Raw genomic sequence first — 22878 nt, 5'->3', positions numbered from 1 at the left:
AGGACTCATAGGTTTCATATTTGATTTATAACAAATTTCAGTACAACTCAGTACAACTAAGAAGCCTTCTTGACTGTTGCCTGTAGCAAGATTGCCTGTTGCCTGTCTACGCAAATTCGTTCAGAAATCAAAGCGGATTCCTATAGTTTCTGTCTCCTACGTAGATATGGTATTCATTAACCTATAAGGTATATCTAGCAAAAAGACGCAAAGAATTTCTTTGCGTCTTTGGCGTGAGATTTAGAAGTGGACATTCTCACCGTTATACTTCTCCATCTATTTAAAATTGCTCCCGCCAGCACCAATTTAAAAGTGTGCCACCAGCTACCAGCTTAACTACTTCCAGTACCCAATAACTACCATGTAGTAAATTCATTGTCGATGGAATAGCAGCAGCGGCTTCAAATAGGTTCAGTTGAACACCGATGGCGCACATCTGCGGAGTTAAGAAATAGGTATCAAGTATAGCTATAGTTAGCAGCAGCACAGATAAAACAACACTGCGAATACGCCAGTGATATTGAGTTTTGCCCAAAGCTAATGCCCCAGTCAGCACTACAGCAGCAGATAATAATTCCATCCGATTGAAGTTCCAAAAAATGGTGTAGCCTGCTGTCGTAAAACCAGCTTGGCTCATCATCCCGGAAAGATAAAGGCTAGGCATAATTACCCAGTCTAAAACTACGCTAGCACTGAGCCAAAAGCCCAAAGTCAAGACGATCGCAGTTTGCCAAATTGGCCGTTTTAATTCCAGGTTAGAAATAGCAGTCATAAAATAATTGCGTGTGTTGTATTTCTTTAGTTTCTAACCTCACTAGCAGTTTGACAACTAATATCAATTAACCTTTACAAAGCGATCGCTCTTAAATTCTGAACTTAATCCCAAGTTTTTTTAAACTTAGTTGAGAAATATTAAGATTTTATAAAAAGTAATTTAAATAGATTTTTTTTGAAAAAACTCATGTCTATGACAGGCGTAGCTAGCGTCACTCTGCAAATTCACAAATCCTATTCCCTACACTTTCAATAAAGCGATCGCTCTACAGAAAACCTCAAAAACAAGGCGATGCCTACGGCGGGCTACGCCTACGCATTTCGTAGTTTAATCAATGCACCAGATATCTTTAAGATTAAGCACAAATTCCGGTAGCACATCTTCTCCTGATAAACTAGCAGGAGATTCCAGCACTTCAACATCTCTACCAGAACGATAAATTTCTACTTGCCGAGTTTCTAAATCAATTAACCAACCTAATTTAGCACCGTTGTCTCGGTACTCTTGCATTTTATTTTGTAGCCTTATTAAACAATCAGTATCAGAACGCAATTCCACAACAAAATCAGGACATACAGGCGGAAATTTCTCTTTTTGCTCCTGTGTGAGATAATCCCATTTGTCACGTCTTAACCAAGATGCGTCAGGCGATGTCTACGACGGGCTACGCCTACGCACTGCCCCATTTGGTAAAATAAACCCAACGGAAGAACCAAAAGCTATACCTAGTGACTCATCACGATTCCACACTCCAAGTTGAGCAGTTAAGTTAGCATTGCGGTTGCTGGTTAAACCTCCGACTAAAGGCATTAGTAGCAATGTGCCATCAGCATTACGCTCAAATCTGATTAATTCATTTATCTGACATAACTGGAAGAATTGCTCATCTGTTATTTGAATAGCAGGAGCAAAGTTGATAGTTAACGCATCCATAGAAAAATTTAAATTTGAATATTCCCATAAAAAGGCTAAAAGCGAATGCACTTTAGCGAAAAACATATTTAGAATGATTGACTCTAAGTATTGATTACTTTATCCGCAGCACCAGTTAATATTTCATCCATCCAAGCATTTATACTTTTGCCAGCCTTTTTAGCAGCAATAAATATTTTGCGGTGGTGTTCTGGAGTTGTGCGGAATGGAAGTTTACCAGAGAATGGTTTATCAGGCTCCTCTCCTAGTTCTTCACAGAAAGCAAGATAATCATCAACAGAAATTTGAAATTCTTGACGCGCTTCGTCTACAGTTTTTGCCTTAAAGGTAATCACGTCATTAATATCTAGGACTTGACCAAAAAGTATTCCCGCTTCTACATCTACTTCTATACTAGCTGTGTATCCTTTATAAGTCATCATATTTCAATTCCTGCCTTAATTAAAAATTCTCTAACAGATTTGACTGCTCCTTTATCTGTCTCATTTTGAGGATGCGGTTCGTGAAAAACAGCTTTCACATCATTTAATTTCACACGAACCCGTGAACCTCTACCTTGAGTAATATCAGCACCTAAAGCTATGAATAAACTTTCAATATCTTTCCAAAGAACATTAGATGGTACAGGATTTGTAAAAATTAACTCTAAAATCTGACGTTGTTTGTTATTAAGATCCATTTAATCAATACAATTACAGCCATCTTACAGTTAACCTGAATATAGCCACAGATATAATGATATCATATTCTGATATCGTTGGAATATAGAAGCGTAGGGGCTTGTCGTTAGACATCGCTGTTGTGGAAGAGTGAGTGCTATCGCAATAGTTATTCTGATAAATAAGCAGATATCAAGCCTATCTACATTTATTTGTAAAATGAAGAAATGCAGTCCGTCTGTGTATATTTGACTTAGAATGCAGAGAAGTGTAAATATAAATTTTATGTCTAATTATCAAGAAATACTACTGCAAGCTCAAAGCCTAACTCCTGAAGAGCAAATACGCTTAATTGAAGACTTATCAAGCTTAATTCGTCAACAGGTGACGATGATACCTAAGCCAAAGCGTAGTATCCTCGAATTACGTGGGTTAGGTAAAGAAATCTGGAATGGCATTGATGCTCAAGAATACGTTAATCAGGAACGTGATTCATGGAATGGCTAGTCCAGTTACAAGGGCAAATTGTTGGTTTGGATACTGCTCCACTGATTTACTTTATTGAAGAAAATCCTAATTATTTAGATGTTACAGATACTTTTTTTGAAGCTATGTTTCGTAGTGAGTTTAGCGTTGTAACATCAGTTTTGACTATCACGGAAGTGTTAGTCTATCCTTTGCGACAAGGAAACACAGGATTAGCTCAACAATATCGTGAAATTCTATTTAATTCCCAAGGTTTAACAGCTATCGAAGTTTTTCCCGACATTGCTGAAAATGCAGCACAATTAAGGGCAGATTATAACTTAAGAACTCCAGATGCTATTCAAATGGCTACTGCTATTCGTGGAGGTGCATCATTTTTCTTGACAAATGATGCGCGGTTGCCATCTTTACCAGCGTTAACAGTGTTAGTGTTGGATGAGCTGATAGTTTGAGTCTTTTTGTCTGTTGCGATCGCTGATTGTATGATGCATTGTAAGCGATCGCCTTACAGAAAACCTCAAAACAAAGCGTATCGCATAGCGGCTTGTCGTTAGACATCGCCCATATAGTGTTAGGTTCGCGTCTGCCACGATTTTGGATCTCTGCGACCATGAAAAATTGCTGTCACTATTACTCGACTCGACACAATCCGATAGTACACAGCATAAGGAAATCGTCGCACTACTGCTCGTCGAATATCAGCGTAGACAATTACATAAGATTCTGGCATCTGAGAAATTCGATTCACCGTTTCGTCTACACAGTCTAAAAAATCGTCACCCAGACCGGGTTTCTGACTCTCGTACCAACTGTGTGCATCATTGATTTCTTCTCGAACCTCTCTCTGGGCGAAACACCAGGACATAATTCATTGCTGCCCCTTAATTGATGCTTTGATTTCCTCCCAAGTCAGCACATTATCTGGATTTGAATCATAGTCAGCAGTTCGACGATCAAGCTCTTGCTTTTGTGCATCGGTTAAATCAGGGTAAACTTGCTCTGCTGCGATGCTATCCCAAATTGCTTGCACAATACGGATTCTATCTTCAACACTAAGAGTTGCGATTTCGTTCAAAGTAGCTGTGATATCCATGCTGATTAACTTGGAGTGAGGAAGCAACTGGTACACCTTAAATATAGCCGACAAGATTTTGTCCATCAAATCAAACGCTGCATCTGCTTTGATGCCCAATAGAGCGATCGCCTTTCAGAAAATCTCAAACACAAAGCGATCGCCTGTTGTGGAAGAGTGAGCGATCGCCTTTCAGAAAATCTCAAACACAAAGTGATCGCCTGTTGTGGAAGAGTGAGCGATCGCCTTTCAGAAAATCTCAAACACAAAGCGATCGCCTGTTGTGGAAGAATGTGCGATCGCTTTACAGAAAACCTCAAAAATAATGCGATCGCCTGTTGTGGAAGAATCGTGCGATCGCTTTGTGTAGACATTCAATTCTCAATAGCTGCTCAAATTTATTCGCGTATGAGTCGTGAATTAGATTCTAGGATTTATTCTGGGGTTTTGCCAACAGCTAATTTCTTTAGAATCAACTCAACAGTAATGCATATTCTAACAATCACGGGTTTCCAGATCATCGTTTTATGATCGGATACAATTAATTGTTTGAAAGGCTTTTGCATTGTTTTTGGTTATTTACGTTATTATATATACTTGAACTAGTAGCCTTTTTGTGTACATTTACTATCAGCCACAAGCATCACTGATTAAGCATATTACGGAGGTATTTTTGTGGATAGAATTACCAAAAGTTTGATAGAAGCTTTTCTAAAAGAACATGAAATAGAATCAGAAGGAGAAGCAATAGATTTTGAAAAATTTTGTAACTACTGCGTAATCTCACGAGAGTATCCTGAGACTTTTAAAGTAGAAGATGTTTCTGTAGGCAGTTCAAATGATACCGGACTTGATGGCATCGCTATTATTGTAAATGGTAAACTTGTAGACTCTATTGAAGAAGTTGATGATTTAGCTGATATCAATAAACGTATGGAAGCAACATTTATCTTTATTCAGTCTAAAACATCAAACACTTTTGATAGTGGAGATATGTTAAAGTTCTTTGAGGGGGTTTCAGATTTTTTTGCGGAAGAAGAACCAGTTTTAGAACGCAATGAAATGGTTGAATATAAAGCAAAAATAGCTACACATATATATTCAAAAAGTAGTATGATGCTACGGGGAAGACCTTTATGCAAGATGTACTATATCACAACAGGTAAATGGACTGATGACAAAAACTTAGTCAGGCGTATGAGTGCTAAAAAACATGAAATTGAAGATAAAAACATATTTGAAAAAGTAGAAATTCAGGCACTAGGTGCTGATGAAATTAGAAAGCTATATCAAAGTACAAAACTAGCATTAAGTACAGATATTATTTTTGCTAGCAGAGTAGTATTACCTGAAATCTCAGGAATATCTGAATCGTATATAGGTACTCTACCTTTTTCGGAATTCAGAAAACTAATAGTTGATGAGTTCGACAATATTAGATTATCCATTTTTTATGATAATATTCGAGCCTTTCAAGGAAGTAATGATGTTAATCATGATATCGAGTCTACATTAAAGTCAGGAGAATTAGATAGATTTTCAGTCTTAAATAATGGAATAACAATAATAGCTAAATCATTAGATACTGTTGGCAATAGATTTAACATTCGAGATTATCAAATAGTTAACGGGTGTCAAACAAGCCACGTTTTGTTTAACTGTAGAAATTTAAGTGGTATTAATAATTTACAAATTCCAGTAAAGATAATTGTTACAGACAAAGATGATGTAATAAATAGCATAATTAAAGCAACTAATCATCAAACACCAGTTAAAAAAGAAGAACTTGCAGCGTTATCTGAATTCCAAAAGAAATTAGAACAATGCTACAACTCGTTTGAATCTTTTCATGCTGGAGAACAGTTATATTATGAAAGACGTTCAAAACAGTATCACGATAGAGCAGATGTACCGAAAAATCGCGTTATTACAATTCCCGACCAAATTAAAACTTTTGCTGCTATGTTTCTTGACCAGCCTCATAGAGTATCACGTTCCTATGGAGATTTATCTAGAGAAATAGGTAGTAAGATTTTTGGTGCTAATCATAGTCCAACAAGCTATTATGCAAGTGCTTTTGCTTACTATCGACTTGAAAATCTTTTTAATCAGAGAAATAGAAACAAGTTAGACCCTAAGTATAAAAAATGTAAATATTATTTACTTATGGCTATGAGGTATTTGACCGCAGGAGCAGATATGCCAAGCCTGGATAATCAAAGAAAAATGGAACAGTATTGTAATAAAATTATATCTGTGCTTAATAGCCAGCAAGAATATTTGCAAGTGTTTGAGAAAGGAACTGAGATTATTGAAGAGCAGTTTCTACATTTAAATATTAATATAGATAATCGTGACGTAATCACAACTGTAAGTTTTGTTGAACAGTTGAAAAAAAGACTAGAAAGCGAATTTTCAAAAAGAAATTCTAAATAAAGTAAATTGTATAGAACAGGACAAGATCAAAAAAATAATAACAACTTATCTCTACTAACAAAACAATAGAAAACAAGCCTGCTTTCACAGGCTTGTTTTCTATACTCTATATAATTTCAATTTCTTCTAAACCAATGTCATGACTTGCTCATATTCTTCCTTATGGCTTTGTAAAGCATCCCAAAGCTCGACTTTTTGCTGAAGATTAAGCCAAAGTCTTGGGCCATTTCCTAAAGCTTTACCAAGACGTATTGCTATATCTACTGTAATTGAGCTTTGACCATTAATAACTTCCTGAATTGTTTGATTAGATACTCCTAAAATTTCTGCAAAATTTGCGGTGTTAATATCTAAATCATCTAAGATATCTGCAATTACTTCACCAGGATGTATTGGTCTTACTAATCTATTATCAGTAATATCTTGCCAATTATCCATAATTAATACTTCTTACTTAATAATTTGATCAACCTTATTTAGCATTGTCTAGCCAATTAAGATCATATTAACACAGGACTTAATGATAATCTTCAAGATTGACATCATAAGCATCGCCACCTTCAAATGTAAAAGTTATACGCCAGTTTGCTGATACCTTAATTGACCAAGTTCCTTTCCTATCTCCTTTTAATTCATGCAAATCATAACCCGGTAATCTAATATCTTCTACAATTAACGCTGAGTCTATAACTTCAAGTCTGATTCTAATCTTCTTTTCTAAGTTTGCAGGAACTCCTTTATTAAAATTTTCTCTAAACAAATTTTCTAATGCTTTATTTTGAAATGTTTGAATCATTTATATTTCATTTTTTAACCTAATCTCATTGTTAAGGCAGGCATAAAGCCTGCCCATGTAATCCTAGTCTATCCCTTCAATCCGGTCTTCAACTTCTTGGTACAACTCGCGCAGACGATCTAAATTATCCTCGCTAGTCTCCCAATAACCGCGTCCATTCACTTCCAACAAAGTTGATACAATCTTGCGGAAAGAATGGGGATTAAGGTTCAGCAACCGCTTCTGCATTTCTTCATCTTTGATGAAGGTTTCGTTAGTATCCTCATAAATCCAGTTATCCACAGCGCCGGCTGTCGCACTCCAACCTGTTGTATTCACCAACCGTTTGGAGAGTTCGCGCACACCTTCGTAACCGTGAGAAAGCATCCCCTCGTACCACTTGGGATTTAACAATTTGGTACGCGCATCCAAACGCACGGTTTCTGATAATGTCCGCACTTGGGCGTTAGCTGTGGTTGTGTCTGCAATATAAGATGCTGGTTTTTTACCATCACCGCGCAGACTTGCCACCAGCTTTGTGGGATCTGAATCGAAGTAATGGGAAACGTCCGTTAAGCTAATCTCGGAAGAATCCAAATTTTGGAAAGTTGCATCAGCAGTTTTCAATGTACTTTCAAAAATCTGCCGGGATTCATCCATGATTCCGGGGTTATCGGAATTGAAGGAGAAGGATTTCCGGTTGAGATACATTTCCTGCAATTCGGCTTCGCTGTCCCAAGTGCTGTTTTCTACCGCCAAGTTGATATTTGACGAGTAGGAACCAGAAGCGTTGGAGAAAACGCGCGTCGCTGCTTGACGCAGATTAATTCCCATGTCCTCGGCTTGTTGCAAAGCATGTTTGCGAACAAAGTTCATTTCTAAGGGTTCATCCGCCTCAGCTGCCATCTTCACGCCTTGGTCTAGCAGGTTCATTTGGTTGATGAACAAGTCGCGGAATACACCAGAACAGTTGATTACCACATCAATTCTGGGTCGTCCCAACTCTTCTAAAGATATCAATTCCAACTTGTTCACCCGTCCCAAGGCATCTGGAACTGGACGCACGCCAACCATCCACATAATTTGGGCTAGGGATTCACCGTAAGTTTTGATGTTATCGGTTCCCCAGAGGACGCAGGCGATGGTTTCTGGCCATTTTCCATCATTTTCAGCCTTGTTACGTACCAAAAGCCGATCTACGACGATTTTAGCTGATTGGACTGCTGCTGTTGTTGGGATGGATTGCGGATCGAGTGCATGGATATTCTTACCAGTGGGCAATACATCCGGGTTGCGGATGGGATCGCCACCAGGGCCAGGTAGAATGTATTCACCTTCCAAGCCTCTAAGTAATGCTCCGAGTTCGTTGTCGGCACAAACTTGTTGCAAGCAAAATTCCAAATACTCAAGTAGGGGTTTTAGGGCGGCGGTGTCAACTTTGGGATAACCTGCTTTATGCAATGCTTCTACCCAAGGTTCTTTTTTGCCCATGTTGAAGAAATTCAACCGGGAAACCAGAGAAACTCGTCCATCGGCGTCGATTTGCTCTTGGACAAGGGCGGTAACTGCTGCACGGGTTGCCAAAGTGATATCTTGCAATAACTGGACATCTTCTAAAATGCCTCTGTCGTTATTTTGGTAAATATCGTCAATGTTACGCCCAATGCTGTTAGCGATAATTCCCGGTAAGCCTTGAAGTCCTTCTTCTTGACGATCTAGACTAGCAATGTTGACGAGAGTTGCGATCGCTTCTTCTGCACTTGGTGGTTTTCCAATGACGTGCAATCCACAAGGCAATAACCGCGACTCGATTTCCATCAACTTGCGGTAGACGTTGCCAACAATATTATCCCGCTCATCGGCACTCATGTCTCTGGCATCGGTTTCTGGCAGGTCAATATCCTTATCCAGATTCACGATCCGGCATTTATCCATGATGCTGTTGACAATGGAAACACCGCGTCCACTATCTTTTAAGGTTTGGTAAGAAGCAATTAACTCGCTAAGTTCCTTCAAACCTTTATACAACCCAGCATTTTCTGCCGGCGGTGTCAAGTAAGAAATTGTTTCGGCATAACTCCGACGTTTGGCAATTGTCGCTTCACTCGGATTATTGGCTGCATAGTAATACAAGTTGGGAATTGAGCCAATCAAGTTATCTGGGTAACAATCACCAGACATTCCCATCTGTTTACCTGGCATGAATTCCAAGGAACCGTGTGTACCAAAGTGCAGTACAGCATCAGCTTTCCAAACTTGCTCTAGGTAAGTGTAGTAAGCAGCAAAACCGTGGTGAGGACTAGCTGAACGGGAGAATAACAGCCGCATCGGGTCGCCTTCGTAACCAAATGTGGGTTGCACACCGATGAAGACGTTACCGAATTGCTTACCATAAATTAGCAGATTTTGCCCATCGCTGTTGAGATGTCCCGGAGGTGGGCCCCAGTTTTCCTCTAAACGGTGAGAGTAAGGGGTCAGCGCCTCATACTCAGGAACCGACATTTTGTAAGCAACGTTCAGTTCCGGGCTATTGTACTGCGCTTGAGCGTCATGGATGACTTCTTGCAGCAGCGCTTCGGCTGATTCTGGTAATTCTGGTAAGTCGTAGCCGTTATTTTTGAGGGCTTTCATCACCTCATAAATTGAGCCGAATACATCCAAGTAAGCGGCGGTTCCCACATTGCCTTTATCTGGCGGGAAGCTGAAAACGGTGATGGCGACTTTTTTATCCAGTTTTGGCTTGCGGCGCAGATTTGCCCATTTTAAGGCGCGTTCAGCTACAGCTTCAACCCGATCGCGCAGTGCGATCGCTTTGCCTGTAGTTCCATCTCTACCAGATAAGATAATCGGCTCAATTGCTCCATCCAATTCAGGAATTGCAATTTGCAAAGCTACTTGAATTGGATGTAACCCTAAATCGCTATCCATCCACTCTTCTGTGGTTTGGAATACTAAGGGTAACGCCACCATATAAGGACGGTTTAAGCGTTTGAGTGATTCAATTGCTTTGGGATGATCTTGTCTAGCTGGGCCACCCACTAAAGCAAAACCAGTCAGCGATATCACTGCATCTACTAACTGTATTTTGGTAATTGGTTCGTAAAAGTAGGCATCCACAGGCTTGGAGAAATCCAAACCACCAGCAAACACAGGTAATACCCGTGCGCCTAGTGCTTCCAACTCCTGAACCATTGCTACATAATGGGCATCATCACCTGTAACTAGGTGAGTGCGTTGCAATACTAACCCGACACAAGGAGCTAGGGGATCTTTTAGATCACTAGAAATATCCTTACGAGCTGTGTACCAATTCAGGTACTCTCTGACATCTTCAAACATACTGGGAGCTAAAGGATGCCAAATCCCTAAATCGGGATAAACCACCGGCTGTTCGTATGTAGAAGGTTCAAAATTTTGTTTCTCTAAACCTTTAAATACATATTTATCAGCTAGCATCAGCAAGAAGTTTTCCAGATTTTCTGGAGAACCACCTAGCCAATACTGAAAACTGAGCATGAAATTTCGGGCATCCTGTGCCTTATCCATAGGTAAAAACTTCAGCACTTGCGGCAGGGTTCGCAAAAGCTTCAGCATCCCATCTTGGAATCCCGCACCGGATTTTTCTTTGCGTTTCCGCATGAATTGGGCGATCGCACTTTTTGACTGACCCAATTGTGCCAGAGAAAAGCTGCCCATTTTACTCAGGCGCATTACTTCCGGCATGGAGGGAAAGACAACGGAAACATCCAAGCGATCGCGGTGCGGTTCTACTGCCGCTACTACTTTCTGTGCTAAGTCTTCGATGAATATGAGAGAAGCGATGAAGATATTCGCATTCTCAACTTCTCGTTTGAACTCTTCGTAGTTCTCTGGGTCGCGGAGTTCCTCAATCAAGTACCCGCTGATTTCAATCGCCAAGTTGGGATTGTTCGCGTTAATGGTGCGAACTGCTTGCGACAAAGCACTCTGGTACTGGGACTCAAGCACGACATAGACCACCTTGATTAAACTACGTCCGCGTAAGTTATCAGGCGCAATGTGTCTAATGGTGGACTTGACGTGTGTGAACATGCTTCTTCGGCTCCTTTGATGCGTGTTCTCTGAAGGAAGTTCCTAGCGGCATCATCAGCCACAGGTAACTTGTGATTTTTAGGCAATATCTGTTTTTTATCAGAAAATGCTTGCCCAGTAGGCATTTTATCCCTTATATGACACAAATCGATATAAAAAACGAAATATTTCTTTGTAATTGTTGACTTTGTATAAAAGTAATTGCTCACACATTTGTAAACTTTTTGCAATATAAATTTATAGCTAAATAGTTATTTAAGTATAAAATTCTATCTACAAAACAAAACCCGCTTGTGCGGGCTGTCAAATTGGTGTTTTGTTTGGCGGAATGCGTAGGAATAGCTGTCATTTCTAGCCTCTGGCTGGAAACAAGAATGAAATCTAAGAGTAAAATGGCAAGCTTCATCAAAACTTAAAAAAAATAAGACAAAAAGAACTTGAATATTTTTTTGCTGTATGAAAGAATTCAAAGTTATTGCTTTTGTTTTGTTAACCTTTACTTAATTTTAGACCCTTGTAAATCAACTGTTTCACATTTAATGCTCTAATAAACCAATCATACAAGTTAAAAATAGTACTTTTATATGCCTAAATGATACTGAGACATATTTGGTAAATATCTGGGCTGATGGGTAAACCTATGCCTATTAGTCACTCACCTGATATTTACCCAAAAGTAATCATACACGAGCAGAAAAATCATACTTCCACAGCAGATATTCAATTCTCAACCCTAAATAATTGAAAAGCTGAAAAAAATCTGTGAGGAGTGACCTAGATAATTAAGGTAGAAACTGATGACACGTTTAGGTTTTCAAAAATCAAGCTATATTGCCCAAATCAAAGTTTTATTATTAACATTTTTGATAACAATTATTCCATTTTCTTTAATTTTAATATTCCTCAAATTAAAAACTAATGTCACTACAGACTATTTGACGAGAGATCCATCTGCCATAATGAGCGCACCTTTTTATCTAGGATTCTTCTCAAATATTGGTATATTATTTTGGTGTTCTTCTGCAACTATTTGTCTTTTTAGTTATATGCTAGTCAAAAAAGATATTAGAGCTAAAGAATATTCATCGTTTTTTTTGTTTTCTGGACTCCTGACATCTTTGTTACTTTTTGATGACTTTTTTTTAATTCATGAGAGTGTATTTCCTGATTACTTACATATTAGTGAGAAGATAGTTTACGCTGGCTATATTGCACTTATGTTAATGTTTTTTCTCAAGTTTAAAACAATACTGAAGAAAACTGAATTTCTGATTTTATTATCTGCGTTTATATTTTTTGGATTATCAATTGTTTGTGATAATATATTCCCCAATATCCCTGTTGCCATAGAAGATACGTTTAAATTAGTAGGCATTACTACTTGGTTTACATATTTTGCGAGGATATGCTTACAACGAGTCAGCAAACTTCTAAGTTTGTCACTTTTGGAAAAACAGTCTTTGTTACGCTAAGAGGTTGTTTGAAAAGTCTGATTTATTACTCACCGGGCGACTAGAAGTCGCGGCTATACAGACAAAACCCACCTCCGTAGGTTAAAAACTCTTGATTTTCATTAGTCCACGGAGGTGGACTTTGCTTGTTTATCTCGTTATCTCGTTCCTATGCTCTGCATAGGAATGCCTGATTAGAGGCTCTGCCTCTAGTCAGATATTGAGTCTCTGACTCAATGAATGCATTCCCAGTCGAAGACTGGGAACGAGGAAAAAGTCTGATTTATCAGAAGAATTCAGAACTCAGGAGTCAGAATTCAGCATGAATAATGTTTATTTTTCTTGGAACGTCCAGACTCCTTCATCCCAATCTGATTCTGTTAGAGGTGATTGTAACCAATGTTGACAACGCAACAGATGCAACATAGCAGCTTTGTCTTGGTTATCAGCTGCTAAAACTAGGGCAAATTCGGCTCTAGCACGGTTAAAATCGCGTTTGAGATAATATTCGCGCCCTTTATGATAGTGCTCAATCACTTGCAATTTTTCGCTTTCAATTGGATTGGAACGCAAACCCAGTAATTCATATATAGCTACTGGCTCATTTCTGCCTTTGACACGAATGTAATCTAGTTCCCTAGCCCAAATATACTCTTCGCATGGTTTAAAAGTGTTATGGCTAATAATAATGTCGCAACCATACTGTTTACTGACACTTTCTAATCGAGAGCCAAGATTCACACCATCGCCAATAGCGGTAAATTCCATCCGCTTACTAGAGCCAATATTTCCACTAATTACGGTATCAGAGTTGATGCCAATACCGATTTTAATTCTGGGCTTATTATCTACATAGCGACGTTGATTAAATTCGTGCAGGCGAACCCGCATTTCTAAGGATGTTTGCACTGCCATCCAAGCGTGTTCTTCTAATGGTAGAGGAGAACCAAAGACAGCCATAATGGCGTCACCGATGTATTTGTCAAGGGTTCCTTTATGTTTAAAGACTGCTTCCACCATTGATTCAAAATATTCATTGAGCATACTTACCACTTCTTCTGCTTCTAAGTTTTCTGTCAAAGTGGTGTAGCCACGAATATCGGAAAATAATATTGAAACTTCTTTGCGATCGCCTCCTAGTTTAGCATCATCTAATTTCAGCAATTCTTCGGCTAATTCCTGGGTCATGTAGCGGTACATCGTACTCTTGAGCCGCTTTTCATCACTGATATCTTCCATCACCACCAGCGCCCCACGGACTTGCTCTTGGTCGCTAGCATCGGCAATTGTGTTAATCGATAAATTAATACTGTGCTGTTCTGTACCAGTAGTTAAGAGTGTGCGATCGGGATAATATTGTTGGCGGCCTTTTAAGTCAACTGCATGTAAAGCATCTTGATACCACTTGCTAAAGTCACCTTCTTTGATGCCGATGACATCATTTACTAATTTACCTTCTAAACGTTCATCGACTCCTAGTCCTAGCAAACGTTGGGCGCTTTCATTGGCGGCGATAATTAACCCAGTTTTATCAGTGGAAACCACTCCATTAGAAAGACTACGCAGAATGTCCCGTTGCATTTGTTCTTGTTGCTTGACTGTGGCAAACAACTGGGCATTTTGCAGCGCTACTCCTGCTTGAATATTAAAAGCTTCCATGAACTCTTCATCGTTGCGGTCAAAGCTAGCTTGGAAACATTCGGGAGCTTTCGGCCAAGCGGTTGGATTATAAGGTGGAAAATCACCAGTTTTCTTTTTATTTACAAGTTGGGTAACGCCAATCAATTGTTGATCGGCATTAAACACTGGCATACAAAGTAAGCTACAGGTGCGATAGCCATTTTGCTGGTCGAGTTGTTTGGCGGTATCCGAGTCAGGATCATCGTACAAATCAAAGGCAATATTTAGTTTCTTACCAGAAGCCGCTACTATACCAGCAAAGCCTTTACCTACGGGGACTCGCAACTCTTTTGTTGAACCATCATCCTGAGTGATTTTCGTCCACAATTCATGGCGATCGCGGTCTATTAACCATAGTGTACTGCGATCGGCATTCATCAATTCTTTGGCTTCATCCATCACCCGTTTTAGGGTGTCTTCTAAGTCGAGACTGCTTTGAGAAAGGGACTTAATCGCCTTCATTAGCGCCGCCACTGCTCTTTGTTTTTGGGTGGCGACATAAAAAGAGCGCGAGGATTCTAAAATTAGGCGAATCGAAGGGGCAAATTCTTGAAATAATTGTTCGTCAGCACAGCTAAAACCTTTGGTATCAATTCGCTCTGCAAGTGGAGCATCATGATTATGACCAGATTTTAATTTATTCAGTAATTGTACTACTGCAACTAATTGCCCATGTTCATTTAAGAGTGGCAAAGCCAGCATAGTGTAAGTGCGGTAGCCAGTTCTTTTTTCTTGTTCTTGGGCAAAATGCGATCGCGGATCACTATAAAAATCAAAGGGAATATTGATAACTTGCTTGAAAGTAGCAACTTCACCACCAATACCTTTATTAGCGGGGATGCGAATTTCTAAAGAGCGACCGCCCTCCCCTTCAGCTACAATTGACCAGAGTTCTTGTTTTTCTTCATCCAATAAAAATATTGTCGTCCGGTCTGCTCCCAGTAATTCCCCGGTTTTTAAGGTAATGGAATGCAACATTTCTTGCAGAATGGTTTCAAACCCCTGAGAATCCAGCATTGACAGGGTTTGATGGACAATCTGTAATTTTTGCTCAACATCCTGAACGACCTGTTTAAAAGTATCCTGAGTCAGGGGAGCAAGAAACGTAGAAAAAGTTCCTTGTCTTGTGGCAAGAGCACCCACAGGAGCAGAATTTGCTGTTAATTCGAGGTTTTCTTGGTTGTGAACACTAATAATCACATCAGTGGTCTCCCCACAACTTCCTTGATACGCTGACATAACTGGTTTTATATAGCAGGATGAGATTTTAGATTTAACAATGAGATTAAACTTATGTAATTGGTGTTAAAAGCAACAACTGCTGAACATTATCCATAGTTTAATCCCTTGTTCAGCCAGCGTCATCCTGTGAATCAAGGCCCAAGTTGATTACCAACAAGCATGGCTTAACTAAAATCCTTTCCCAGTGGCGGATACAGATAGATGAATAGAGGGTCAAACCCCTCATTTAAACCATAAACCAATGTTTTCCGCAGGTGAGAGATTGTTGATATTGCCTGGTAATCTGTCGTAGGGGCATACAAATGAGCATTGCTCTATCAGTAAAGCATGGTCTATTTACCTGGCAATAGCTGCAAAATTATAAGCAATTATACTGATATGAGCTTGAGCTTAACTGCGATCGCTTCTTTTCGCATATATGCTGCAAGGCGGAATTCGTAATTCGTAATTCGTAATTAATTGTTTGCAAGGGTTTCAGACATTTAAAATGGGTGGTTTATTTACGCCGTGCTGTACTAGTCATCTTGCCTGCCCTAATTATGAAACTTAATCAAGTTAAATGTGGAATATAGCAATCCTAAATGAGTTGTGAAAATGCGCTATGTCTAGATCCCCGAATTCTCGAAAAAGCCGGGGATCTAATTTTTCACGAATGATTTAGGATTGCTATAGCTCAATAGGCTTGGGTTAAGGGTTATTGGTGTAGGTAATTGGTCTTTGAAGACGCGATAAATCGCCGTCTCTACAAGTTTTTTAGTCTTATCTGAACTGTATTGTGCTATAGCTCATCAGCTATATTTCTGCTAGAAATTAAAATGGTGCGTTACGGTTAAAGACGTAACGCACCATACTTAGGATTTCCTAAAATTCATCTTGCGTATTAGTAAATACGCCCTTCTCGATTAAGTTGTTCTTCATGCTTGGCAATGACCCAAATTGCATGAATACTACCGGGAAGCCAACCTAGAACTGTGAGCAAGATGTTGATAAATAGGGTAGGCCCAACTCCAACTGTCAAGAAAACGCCTAAAGGAGGCACTAACAAACCTAGAAGAAAACGAACTAATTTCATGATTTTACAACTTTGTGATTTTGTTTAATTACATTCTTTTGAAGATACCGAATTAGGAAATCCACCTTCGGAGATTTTATGTAGGTTAGAAACGTAATTTAACTGGCGTCTCTACTGCCTATAATACTTATCTTGAAGGTAATTCACCTTGGCTTTTTACATCACCACTACTAGTTAAAAGGTTTCTTTCAACAAAGTAGTTGTTAATGAAGGTATTAGCGAAAGATAGAATTACTGGCCCAAGAAGGAAACCAATAAGTCCACTAACTGAGAACCCAGGAACTAAGACTGCTGCTAACCAAAAACACAAACCGTTAACAATGAGCGAAAATGCTCCAAATGATAGAAAATTAAGCGGTAGAGAAAGAGCAGACAGAACTGGCTTAACTGAACCGTTAATTAGACCAATTACTAAAGCGGCAATCAAAGCTGCGGGAAAATTAGCAATATTAACGCCTGGAACAACTAAATCAACAATCAACAGGCTCAAAGCTGTAGCTAGGGCGGTTAATAATGGTGTCAACATTTTTCTGACCTAATGACTAAATGGTTTTTTGTTTTTCACTTCTTATCTGATCTTTAACTATGTGCTAGGGTTTCACCTCTCTTGCAAGATAGAATTTACTTCTACCGTTAGGTCTATCATTGAGAAAACTATATATAGATAGCAATCCGATTTTATTTATCGAGCGTAAAACCTTGTCCCCTTGTGGGCGGGGCATTTGACTCCTGAATCACTCGTATACAAGACTTACGCAAAATACGTCGTAAGTAGCGGTAATTCATGAATTACCGCTACGGAATAATAGGCTTTTCAATTATTTTTGCGTAAGTTCTAGTATAAAAAATTTTATCAGCAAGGGCAGGGGGCATGGGGAGGAATTTACTAATGCCCCAAAGGACGAGGCGACTATCCCTCTCCACCCAACTTTGGGAGCGAAGATGATCATTCAATTCTTCCTCCCCTGCTTGCCAAAGCGATGGGATATTTTTTTTAGTTGGAAGCCCCTAATTAAGCCCTTTTACTTAACTTATTACGTTATGAGTTATTTAGTCTACTTTCTTGACCACAAAAATAATCAATTCTGTTTTGGTTGTAAAACATTAGTTTTCAATGCTTTTATCAAATACCCGAAAGTATCTAACTGCACATATTGGCTATGATCAATAATTTACCTAGCTAGCAATCTATAAACGCGTAAGTTATGACTATTAAAGGTTTCAAGGATAATGTTCTATTAAATAGATAAATAATTTAAAATTCGCCACATAAATTAGTGAGATGTATGTTATGGTTTCTATAGGAATCAAACAAGTTAAAAGCACAAAAAACTTCAAGACAAGTTTGAGGCAAGCTCAATAAAGTTTTTTTGCTCTGGTAAGTCCACTTCAATTAGCTACATCTTTTTTTGACGAAATCTAAAACTAGATTGAGTAGGATAGTAGCCTTTGTAACAACTTGAAGTCAATCGAAATTTATCTGGGTATGAGCCAATAAGAGTTGGCTAACCTAGCTAGAGCATTACCCACAAAAGGCAATTACTCTTGGAGTCTGGGAAGAAAGACTCTTAGTACAGCCTGACAAATCCATAGGAATACAGAGTATTTACTAACTTAATTCGCGGTTGAAAATGTTTACTCCCGCAATATTAAGTTGAAGTAGTTGCTGACTTTTGGAACGAAAACTCCAAGCAGAATGGTGTCGTTCCACAATTTTCAGGAATTTAACCATGCTGTTAAAAGTCATCAAGATATTGTCTAAGCCAAAGTGTTAGGGGTTGCCTGTGCAGGCATTATATTACTGCACCTGTAACTGCTACTTTTGGGTTGGAATATATCTTGTTAATCACGAAACAAGAAGCGTTATGGATGTTCTTGGCGACTTGACATCAGCAAAATCAGAAAAGTTGTAGCGACCATTTAAGAGTGGATTGCAATTTGGTTGGTTGTGTGGTTCAGGGAACAAATCTGCGTTCGTTTGAATTCCTGCTGCAACCACTCTTGAGGCTTGAGCAACCATTTGGGATTCTGTTACAACAGCTTGATAATGCTGAAGTCATAGTTTTAAAGGCTTCGTTATTAGGGAATAGAGATTTCTCTATCCCTTAAGCCATCGCTTCGTGGGTAAATATGTTCTGATTTTAAGTGTTTTTGGCAGGATGCGATGTTTAGCGACAAGTTGCTATGCATATACGCCAACAGGCTCTACTTCCCTAGGACGCCAAGGGTGAAGATTTCACATCAAGCTTACGACCCATCAACTAAATCATTGTAGGAAACACAACCATGACTGAGCAAAAGATTAGACAAATAGCTTTCTATGGTAAAGGCGGTATTGGTAAATCTACCACTTCTCAAAACACCCTAGCAGCAATGGCTGAAATGGGTCAACGCATTCTGATTGTCGGTTGCGATCCTAAAGCTGACTCTACTCGTTTGATGCTACACAGTAAAGCTCAAACAAGTGTTCTGCAATTAGCTGCTGAACGTGGCGCTGTAGAAGATATTGAACTCGAAGAAGTAATGCTGACCGGTTTCCGCGATGTACGTTGTGTGGAGTCTGGTGGCCCTGAACCTGGTGTGGGTTGCGCTGGTCGTGGTATTATCACCGCTATCAACTTCTTAGAAGAAAACGGTGCTTACAAAGATGTTGATTTTGTAAGTTACGACGTTTTGGGTGACGTTGTGTGCGGTGGTTTTGCTATGCCTATCCGTGAAGGTAAGGCACAAGAAATCTACATCGTTACCTCTGGTGAAATGATGGCGATGTATGCAGCTAACAACATTGCTCGTGGTGTTCTCAAATATGCTCACACTGGCGGTGTACGTTTGGGTGGTCTGATTTGTAACAGCCGTAACGTTGACCGGGAAATCGATTTAATCGAAACCTTGGCAAAACGTTTGAATACCCAAATGATTCACTACGTACCTCGTGACAATATTGTACAACACGCTGAATTGCGCCGGATGACTGTTAACGAGTACGCTCCTGACAGCAATCAAAGTAACGAATATCGGACATTGGCTACTAAGATTATCGACAACAAAAACCTCACTGTCCCCACCCCAATTGAGATGGAAGAGTTAGAAGAGTTGTTGATTGAATTCGGTATCTTGGAAAGCGACGAAAATACCGCAATGCTTGTTGGTAAGTCTGCTACTGAAGCACCTGTTTAAAGTATTGCTAAGTAAATAATGGTTTAGGGTGGACAGCAGTCCACCCTTTCATGTTTGCATTTCTTTGTTTGAAAGGAATATACCGCGATCGCTCGGTTAAGGCAAGAGACGCGATAAATCGCCGTCTCTACAAAGGACTGATTCTTGTAAAGATGGCGATTTATCGAGTCTTTGCGATTAGCAGCGTGTCATCAAAAAACCTTATCCGAACCTTATTGACTTTGACCTCTCTCCAAACCTCTCTCCTAAAAGGAGAGAAGCTTTGAGGCTTACTCCTTAATAGGGATTTTGATTAATTGCAATTCTTTTCTAGATAAACCTTCTTCAATAAAGTTTTTGTTTCAATCCCTAATAGGGATCATTCTTTGGGAGCATGTCAACTTTGTTAGAACAAATGAACTAAACAGTTTTTAAAGCTGGTCATTAAGATAAGCGCAACGATGCTTGAGAACTTGAGTCCAAATTCCTGGATGTCCATTTCCGTTTGGGGGTTGGCATCGGTCATACTTGTTCCAGAGCGAACTCACGCCCTTGATTGTATTACTACTTGTGAGCCAGTGTATGATTTTAGGCAGGGAGAAATTCGGTTGGGGAAGATACCAAGATACCAAGAGCGATCGTCCTAAATCTGGGAACCTTGCTAAATTCATTCCCCCTGGAGCTTAGTTTACGAGGGATGTGGAAAGAAAGTTGAGGGTCATGCCACCGCTCTCGCTTTGGGCGTAGCTAGAGTGCAAAATTAGTTACCTCAAATTATTAGTGTCGGTGATGGGTTTTTATGTTTGAACAACAAAGAGAAGATTTACAGCTTCATGTTAAACAGTTAGCGACAGAAGCTTTACAAAAATCAGATCCCTCGGCATGGTTTGAAGTTTTATATTCCAAAGCCAAAGAGGACACAGCACAAATTCCTTGGGCTAAGTTAACTTCTCATCCTTATCTACAAGATTGGTTGACGAATCATGAACCGTTCGCCTCTGGGCAAAAAGCGTTAGTCATTGGTTGTGGCTTGGGAGACGATGCACAAGCTTTAGCTAGTCTGGGGTTTGAAGTAACCGCCTTTGATATTTCACCGACAGCGATCACTTGGTGTCAAGAGCGATTTCCCGATTCTACCGTTAACTATGTAGTTACAGATTTATTAGCAATTCCCCCACAATGGCATCAAGCCTTTAACTTTGTTTTTGAATGTCGTAATATTCAGTCTCTGCCCTTAAATGTGCGTTCTTGCGTTATTTCTTCAGTTGCCTTTGTCGTTGCTCCTGGTGGTACAATGCTTGCTGATTACTCGTGTTCGAGACACAGAAGCTGAACCGGATGGCCCACCTTGGCCATTATCTAACTCAGAATTAGCACAGTTTAAAGATTTAGGGTTATACCAAGTAGAGCAACTTGTGTTTTTAGAGTCTGGGCAAATTGACGTTAAACAAGTTCGGATTGAATATAGAAGACATAACTCTCTGAGCAAATAGTAATTAATGCCTGACTTCTGCTGCTGTTATTCAGAGATCAAGCAATTTGCAACTTCTTTTTGAACCCAAGTCATATATAGCTATGAACTATGAAATTATTCAAATACCCAATTAAGCTTGCTTCCTCTTGCTTTGCCACCTGTGTTATCGCTTCTACGGCTGCGGTAATTGCTCAACCCAAATCTCCACAAACCAATTCAGTAATAAAATTAACACCGACTCAACTAAAAGTTTTACGTTCACTAGGCTTAAAAATAGCATTACCAAGTTACGTACCCACAAATTTTCATGCCGACAAGGTAATAGTCTCGGCTGGACGCGAAAATGTTGACAGTTTGCGTTACTTAATTGTTTACCAAAATTTAAGTGCAGATAAATGCTTTGCGATTGAGTCAGTATCTGGGGGTATTGGAGACTTACCTGCTGGGTCGCGCAGTTACCCGATAAATTCTCCGATATTTGGAAAAAGCACTTTGGAGCAAGGATTATACGGTAATGCCAAACAACCAACATTGCTATCGCAGTGGTGGGGAAAGCAAAATGGCCCCTTTTACAGATTTGTTGGTACGGGAGTAATGCCAGAATTGTCTAATTGCAGTAACGTTACTCCCCAAGAAGCAGTCAAAGTTTCACAGTCGATTCGATACTTGAATTAATCGATTATGGCTTTGCAGTGATTGGATTGCTAGTGGCAAAGCAATTCATCTATGGCGCTACTTTTTCTTTAAACTGTTTTCCAGCAGAAAATGCAGGCACTTTGGTCGCTGGAATTGTCATTGGCTCATTGGTTTTCGGATTACGCCCCTCACGTTCGGAGCGATGCCTACGGCGGCAAGCTACGCGTCGCTCGAATGACCCAAAATCAATGAGCGTTACCTTGTCTCCATTGGCTACAGCCTCAGTAACAACTGCCAAAAAATTTCAAAGAACTTGATAGCAAACAATATCTGACATTAGTAAAAGCTACATCATTTAGCTGTGGAATTGTTGTTCTTAATTACGAGCCAAAACGCGAATAAATATGAGATGAATAGTATTAGATGACTGTACTTACTATGAATAAACCGGAGATAATATTAATTGTCTTATATACAATTTATTTCTCTCAAAAACTGCTCCAGCTTTCGTCTAGGGTAGTTTTACATTGCACAGTACAAACCGGATTGTGAACTGCAATTAATCGTGAATTTCCATTGCTATTTGGTTTATCTTGGCTAGGACTGTAAAGCGCTTCTATTGAGAATATCCTACATATTTTGGCTTTGACTGATTCTATAATCACCTTTTAAGAGGAAATTGTGTGAAGCTGTAAGAGAATGAAGAATTAAACTTTCTTCTACCAATCAGTTCTAACTTACATAATTGTAAATATGCCTTCAATTTCCTACAACAGTACCGATAGCCAGCAGCCACAAAGCATTACCATTCAAGGTTATATTGTCCGTCCCGGATTACACATTCTCACTTACGAGCAACTCAAGTTGCTACGGGAGCAAACACAGCATCATTCTCAGCTTGAACATTTAGTCAGCCAAGGTGTGATTAAGTTAACTGGTTAATAGTCGCCAGCACAAAAA

Annotated in this window: 23 protein-coding genes and 1 pseudogene; 9 read left to right on the top strand and 15 right to left on the bottom strand. The window is 39.4% G+C overall.

What is annotated here, in order from left to right:
* Positions 1-280 precede the first annotated feature (280 nt).
* The 4 genes and pseudogenes from RRG12_RS03670 to RRG12_RS03655 form a co-directional block, all read right to left on the bottom strand.
* On the bottom strand, positions 281-772 hold the full coding sequence (locus RRG12_RS03670) for a hypothetical protein (RefSeq protein WP_420758390.1): 492 nt from the start codon (positions 770-772) through the stop codon (positions 281-283).
* A gap of 330 nt (positions 773-1102) precedes the next feature.
* Positions 1103-1708, bottom strand: a pseudogene (locus RRG12_RS03665) (Uma2 family endonuclease).
* An 83-nt stretch (positions 1709-1791) separates the two neighbouring features.
* Positions 1792-2127 (bottom strand): type II toxin-antitoxin system HicB family antitoxin, encoded by a 336-nt coding sequence (locus tag RRG12_RS03660; protein ID WP_199346326.1) that lies wholly within the window; start codon positions 2125-2127, stop codon positions 1792-1794.
* Positions 2127-2387, bottom strand: coding sequence for a type II toxin-antitoxin system HicA family toxin (locus tag RRG12_RS03655; RefSeq protein WP_069068733.1), 261 nt, complete (start codon positions 2385-2387; stop codon positions 2127-2129). The genes RRG12_RS03660 and RRG12_RS03655 overlap by 1 nt, the downstream gene beginning before the upstream one ends.
* Positions 2388-2652: 265 nt before the next feature.
* Between RRG12_RS03655 and RRG12_RS03650 the strand changes: the two genes are divergently transcribed.
* Together RRG12_RS03650 and RRG12_RS03645 are read left to right on the top strand one after the other, a co-directional pair.
* Positions 2653-2874 carry a hypothetical protein gene (locus tag RRG12_RS03650; protein ID WP_420758389.1) on the top strand — a complete coding sequence of 74 codons (222 nt, stop codon included), beginning with the start codon at positions 2653-2655 and terminating at the stop codon, positions 2872-2874.
* The gene (locus RRG12_RS03645) at positions 2862-3305 is read left to right on the top strand and encodes a type II toxin-antitoxin system VapC family toxin (protein WP_420758388.1); all 444 of its coding nucleotides are present in this window, start codon (positions 2862-2864) and stop codon (positions 3303-3305) included. Before RRG12_RS03650 ends, RRG12_RS03645 begins: the two co-directional genes overlap by 13 nt.
* A gap of 119 nt (positions 3306-3424) precedes the next feature.
* Here the strand turns inward: RRG12_RS03645 and RRG12_RS03640 are convergent, their stop codons facing one another.
* The 3 genes from RRG12_RS03640 to RRG12_RS03630 form a co-directional block, all read right to left on the bottom strand.
* Positions 3425-3718 (bottom strand): type II toxin-antitoxin system RelE/ParE family toxin, encoded by a 294-nt coding sequence (locus RRG12_RS03640; protein ID WP_420758387.1) that lies wholly within the window; start codon positions 3716-3718, stop codon positions 3425-3427.
* Positions 3719-3721: 3 nt separating this feature from the next.
* On the bottom strand, positions 3722-3946 hold the full coding sequence (locus tag RRG12_RS03635) for an addiction module protein (protein WP_162399555.1): 225 nt from the start codon (positions 3944-3946) through the stop codon (positions 3722-3724).
* 65 nt (positions 3947-4011) lie between these two features.
* On the bottom strand, positions 4012-4299 hold the full coding sequence (locus RRG12_RS03630; protein ID WP_420758386.1) for a hypothetical protein: 288 nt from the start codon (positions 4297-4299) through the stop codon (positions 4012-4014).
* A gap of 301 nt (positions 4300-4600) precedes the next feature.
* Here RRG12_RS03630 and RRG12_RS03625 point away from each other — a divergent pair, with 301 nt between their 5' ends.
* Positions 4601-6361, top strand: a complete 1761-nt coding sequence (locus RRG12_RS03625) for an AIPR family protein (protein WP_292728948.1) — start codon at positions 4601-4603, stop codon at positions 6359-6361.
* 126 nt (positions 6362-6487) lie between these two features.
* Here RRG12_RS03625 and RRG12_RS03620 read toward each other — a convergent pair whose 3' ends face one another.
* From RRG12_RS03620 to RRG12_RS03610, 3 genes are all read right to left on the bottom strand, one after another.
* The gene (locus tag RRG12_RS03620; RefSeq protein ID WP_420758385.1) at positions 6488-6799 is read right to left on the bottom strand and encodes a HigA family addiction module antitoxin; all 312 of its coding nucleotides are present in this window, start codon (positions 6797-6799) and stop codon (positions 6488-6490) included.
* Between the two features lie 79 nt (positions 6800-6878).
* Positions 6879-7157, bottom strand: coding sequence for a type II toxin-antitoxin system RelE/ParE family toxin (locus RRG12_RS03615; protein WP_420758384.1), 279 nt, complete (start codon positions 7155-7157; stop codon positions 6879-6881).
* 63 nt (positions 7158-7220) lie between these two features.
* Entirely contained in the window at positions 7221-11207 is a 3987-nt protein-coding gene (locus RRG12_RS03610) for a magnesium chelatase subunit H (protein ID WP_420758383.1), read from the bottom strand.
* Positions 11208-12004: 797 nt separating this feature from the next.
* Here RRG12_RS03610 and RRG12_RS03605 point away from each other — a divergent pair.
* Entirely contained in the window at positions 12005-12679 is a 675-nt protein-coding gene (locus RRG12_RS03605) for a hypothetical protein (RefSeq protein ID WP_420758382.1), read from the top strand.
* A gap of 312 nt (positions 12680-12991) precedes the next feature.
* On the opposite strand, the gene RRG12_RS03600 is transcribed toward RRG12_RS03605, so the two are convergent.
* From RRG12_RS03600 to RRG12_RS03590, 3 genes are all read right to left on the bottom strand, one after another.
* Positions 12992-15577, bottom strand: coding sequence for a GAF domain-containing protein (locus RRG12_RS03600; protein WP_420758381.1), 2586 nt, complete (start codon positions 15575-15577; stop codon positions 12992-12994).
* 883 nt (positions 15578-16460) lie between these two features.
* Positions 16461-16652, bottom strand: a complete 192-nt coding sequence (locus tag RRG12_RS03595; protein WP_069074421.1) for a YqaE/Pmp3 family membrane protein — start codon at positions 16650-16652, stop codon at positions 16461-16463.
* A 127-nt stretch (positions 16653-16779) separates the two neighbouring features.
* Entirely contained in the window at positions 16780-17178 is a 399-nt protein-coding gene (locus tag RRG12_RS03590; protein ID WP_420758380.1) for a phage holin family protein, read from the bottom strand.
* A 1760-nt stretch (positions 17179-18938) separates the two neighbouring features.
* Between RRG12_RS03590 and nifH the strand changes: the two genes are divergently transcribed.
* Positions 18939-19829, top strand: a complete 891-nt coding sequence (gene nifH, locus RRG12_RS03585; RefSeq protein WP_069074423.1) for a nitrogenase iron protein — start codon at positions 18939-18941, stop codon at positions 19827-19829.
* A 410-nt stretch (positions 19830-20239) separates the two neighbouring features.
* On the opposite strand, the gene RRG12_RS03580 is transcribed toward nifH, so the two are convergent.
* On the bottom strand, positions 20240-20479 hold the full coding sequence (locus RRG12_RS03580; protein ID WP_141699896.1) for a hypothetical protein: 240 nt from the start codon (positions 20477-20479) through the stop codon (positions 20240-20242).
* Positions 20480-20607: 128 nt separating this feature from the next.
* Between RRG12_RS03580 and RRG12_RS03575 the strand changes: the two genes are divergently transcribed.
* From RRG12_RS03575 to RRG12_RS03565, 3 genes are all read left to right on the top strand, one after another.
* A complete protein-coding gene (locus RRG12_RS03575) occupies positions 20608-21141 on the top strand; it encodes a class I SAM-dependent methyltransferase (protein WP_420758379.1) in 534 nt (177 codons plus the stop codon).
* The gene (locus RRG12_RS03570; RefSeq protein WP_370684514.1) at positions 21107-21301 is read left to right on the top strand and encodes a hypothetical protein; all 195 of its coding nucleotides are present in this window, start codon (positions 21107-21109) and stop codon (positions 21299-21301) included. Before RRG12_RS03575 ends, RRG12_RS03570 begins: the two co-directional genes overlap by 35 nt.
* A gap of 89 nt (positions 21302-21390) precedes the next feature.
* Positions 21391-21957 (top strand): hypothetical protein, encoded by a 567-nt coding sequence (locus RRG12_RS03565; protein WP_420758378.1) that lies wholly within the window; start codon positions 21391-21393, stop codon positions 21955-21957.
* A 49-nt stretch (positions 21958-22006) separates the two neighbouring features.
* Here RRG12_RS03565 and RRG12_RS03560 read toward each other — a convergent pair whose 3' ends face one another.
* Entirely contained in the window at positions 22007-22216 is a 210-nt protein-coding gene (locus RRG12_RS03560) for an HU family DNA-binding protein (RefSeq protein WP_420758377.1), read from the bottom strand.
* Positions 22217-22671: 455 nt separating this feature from the next.
* Here RRG12_RS03560 and RRG12_RS03555 point away from each other — a divergent pair, with 455 nt between their 5' ends.
* Positions 22672-22860 (top strand): hypothetical protein, encoded by a 189-nt coding sequence (locus tag RRG12_RS03555; RefSeq protein WP_420758376.1) that lies wholly within the window; start codon positions 22672-22674, stop codon positions 22858-22860.
* Positions 22861-22878: the final 18 nt, after the last annotated feature.

The organism is Nostoc sp. CALU 546, from assembly GCF_048836525.1.
This window is presented reverse-complemented; position numbering and strand designations above follow the sequence as displayed.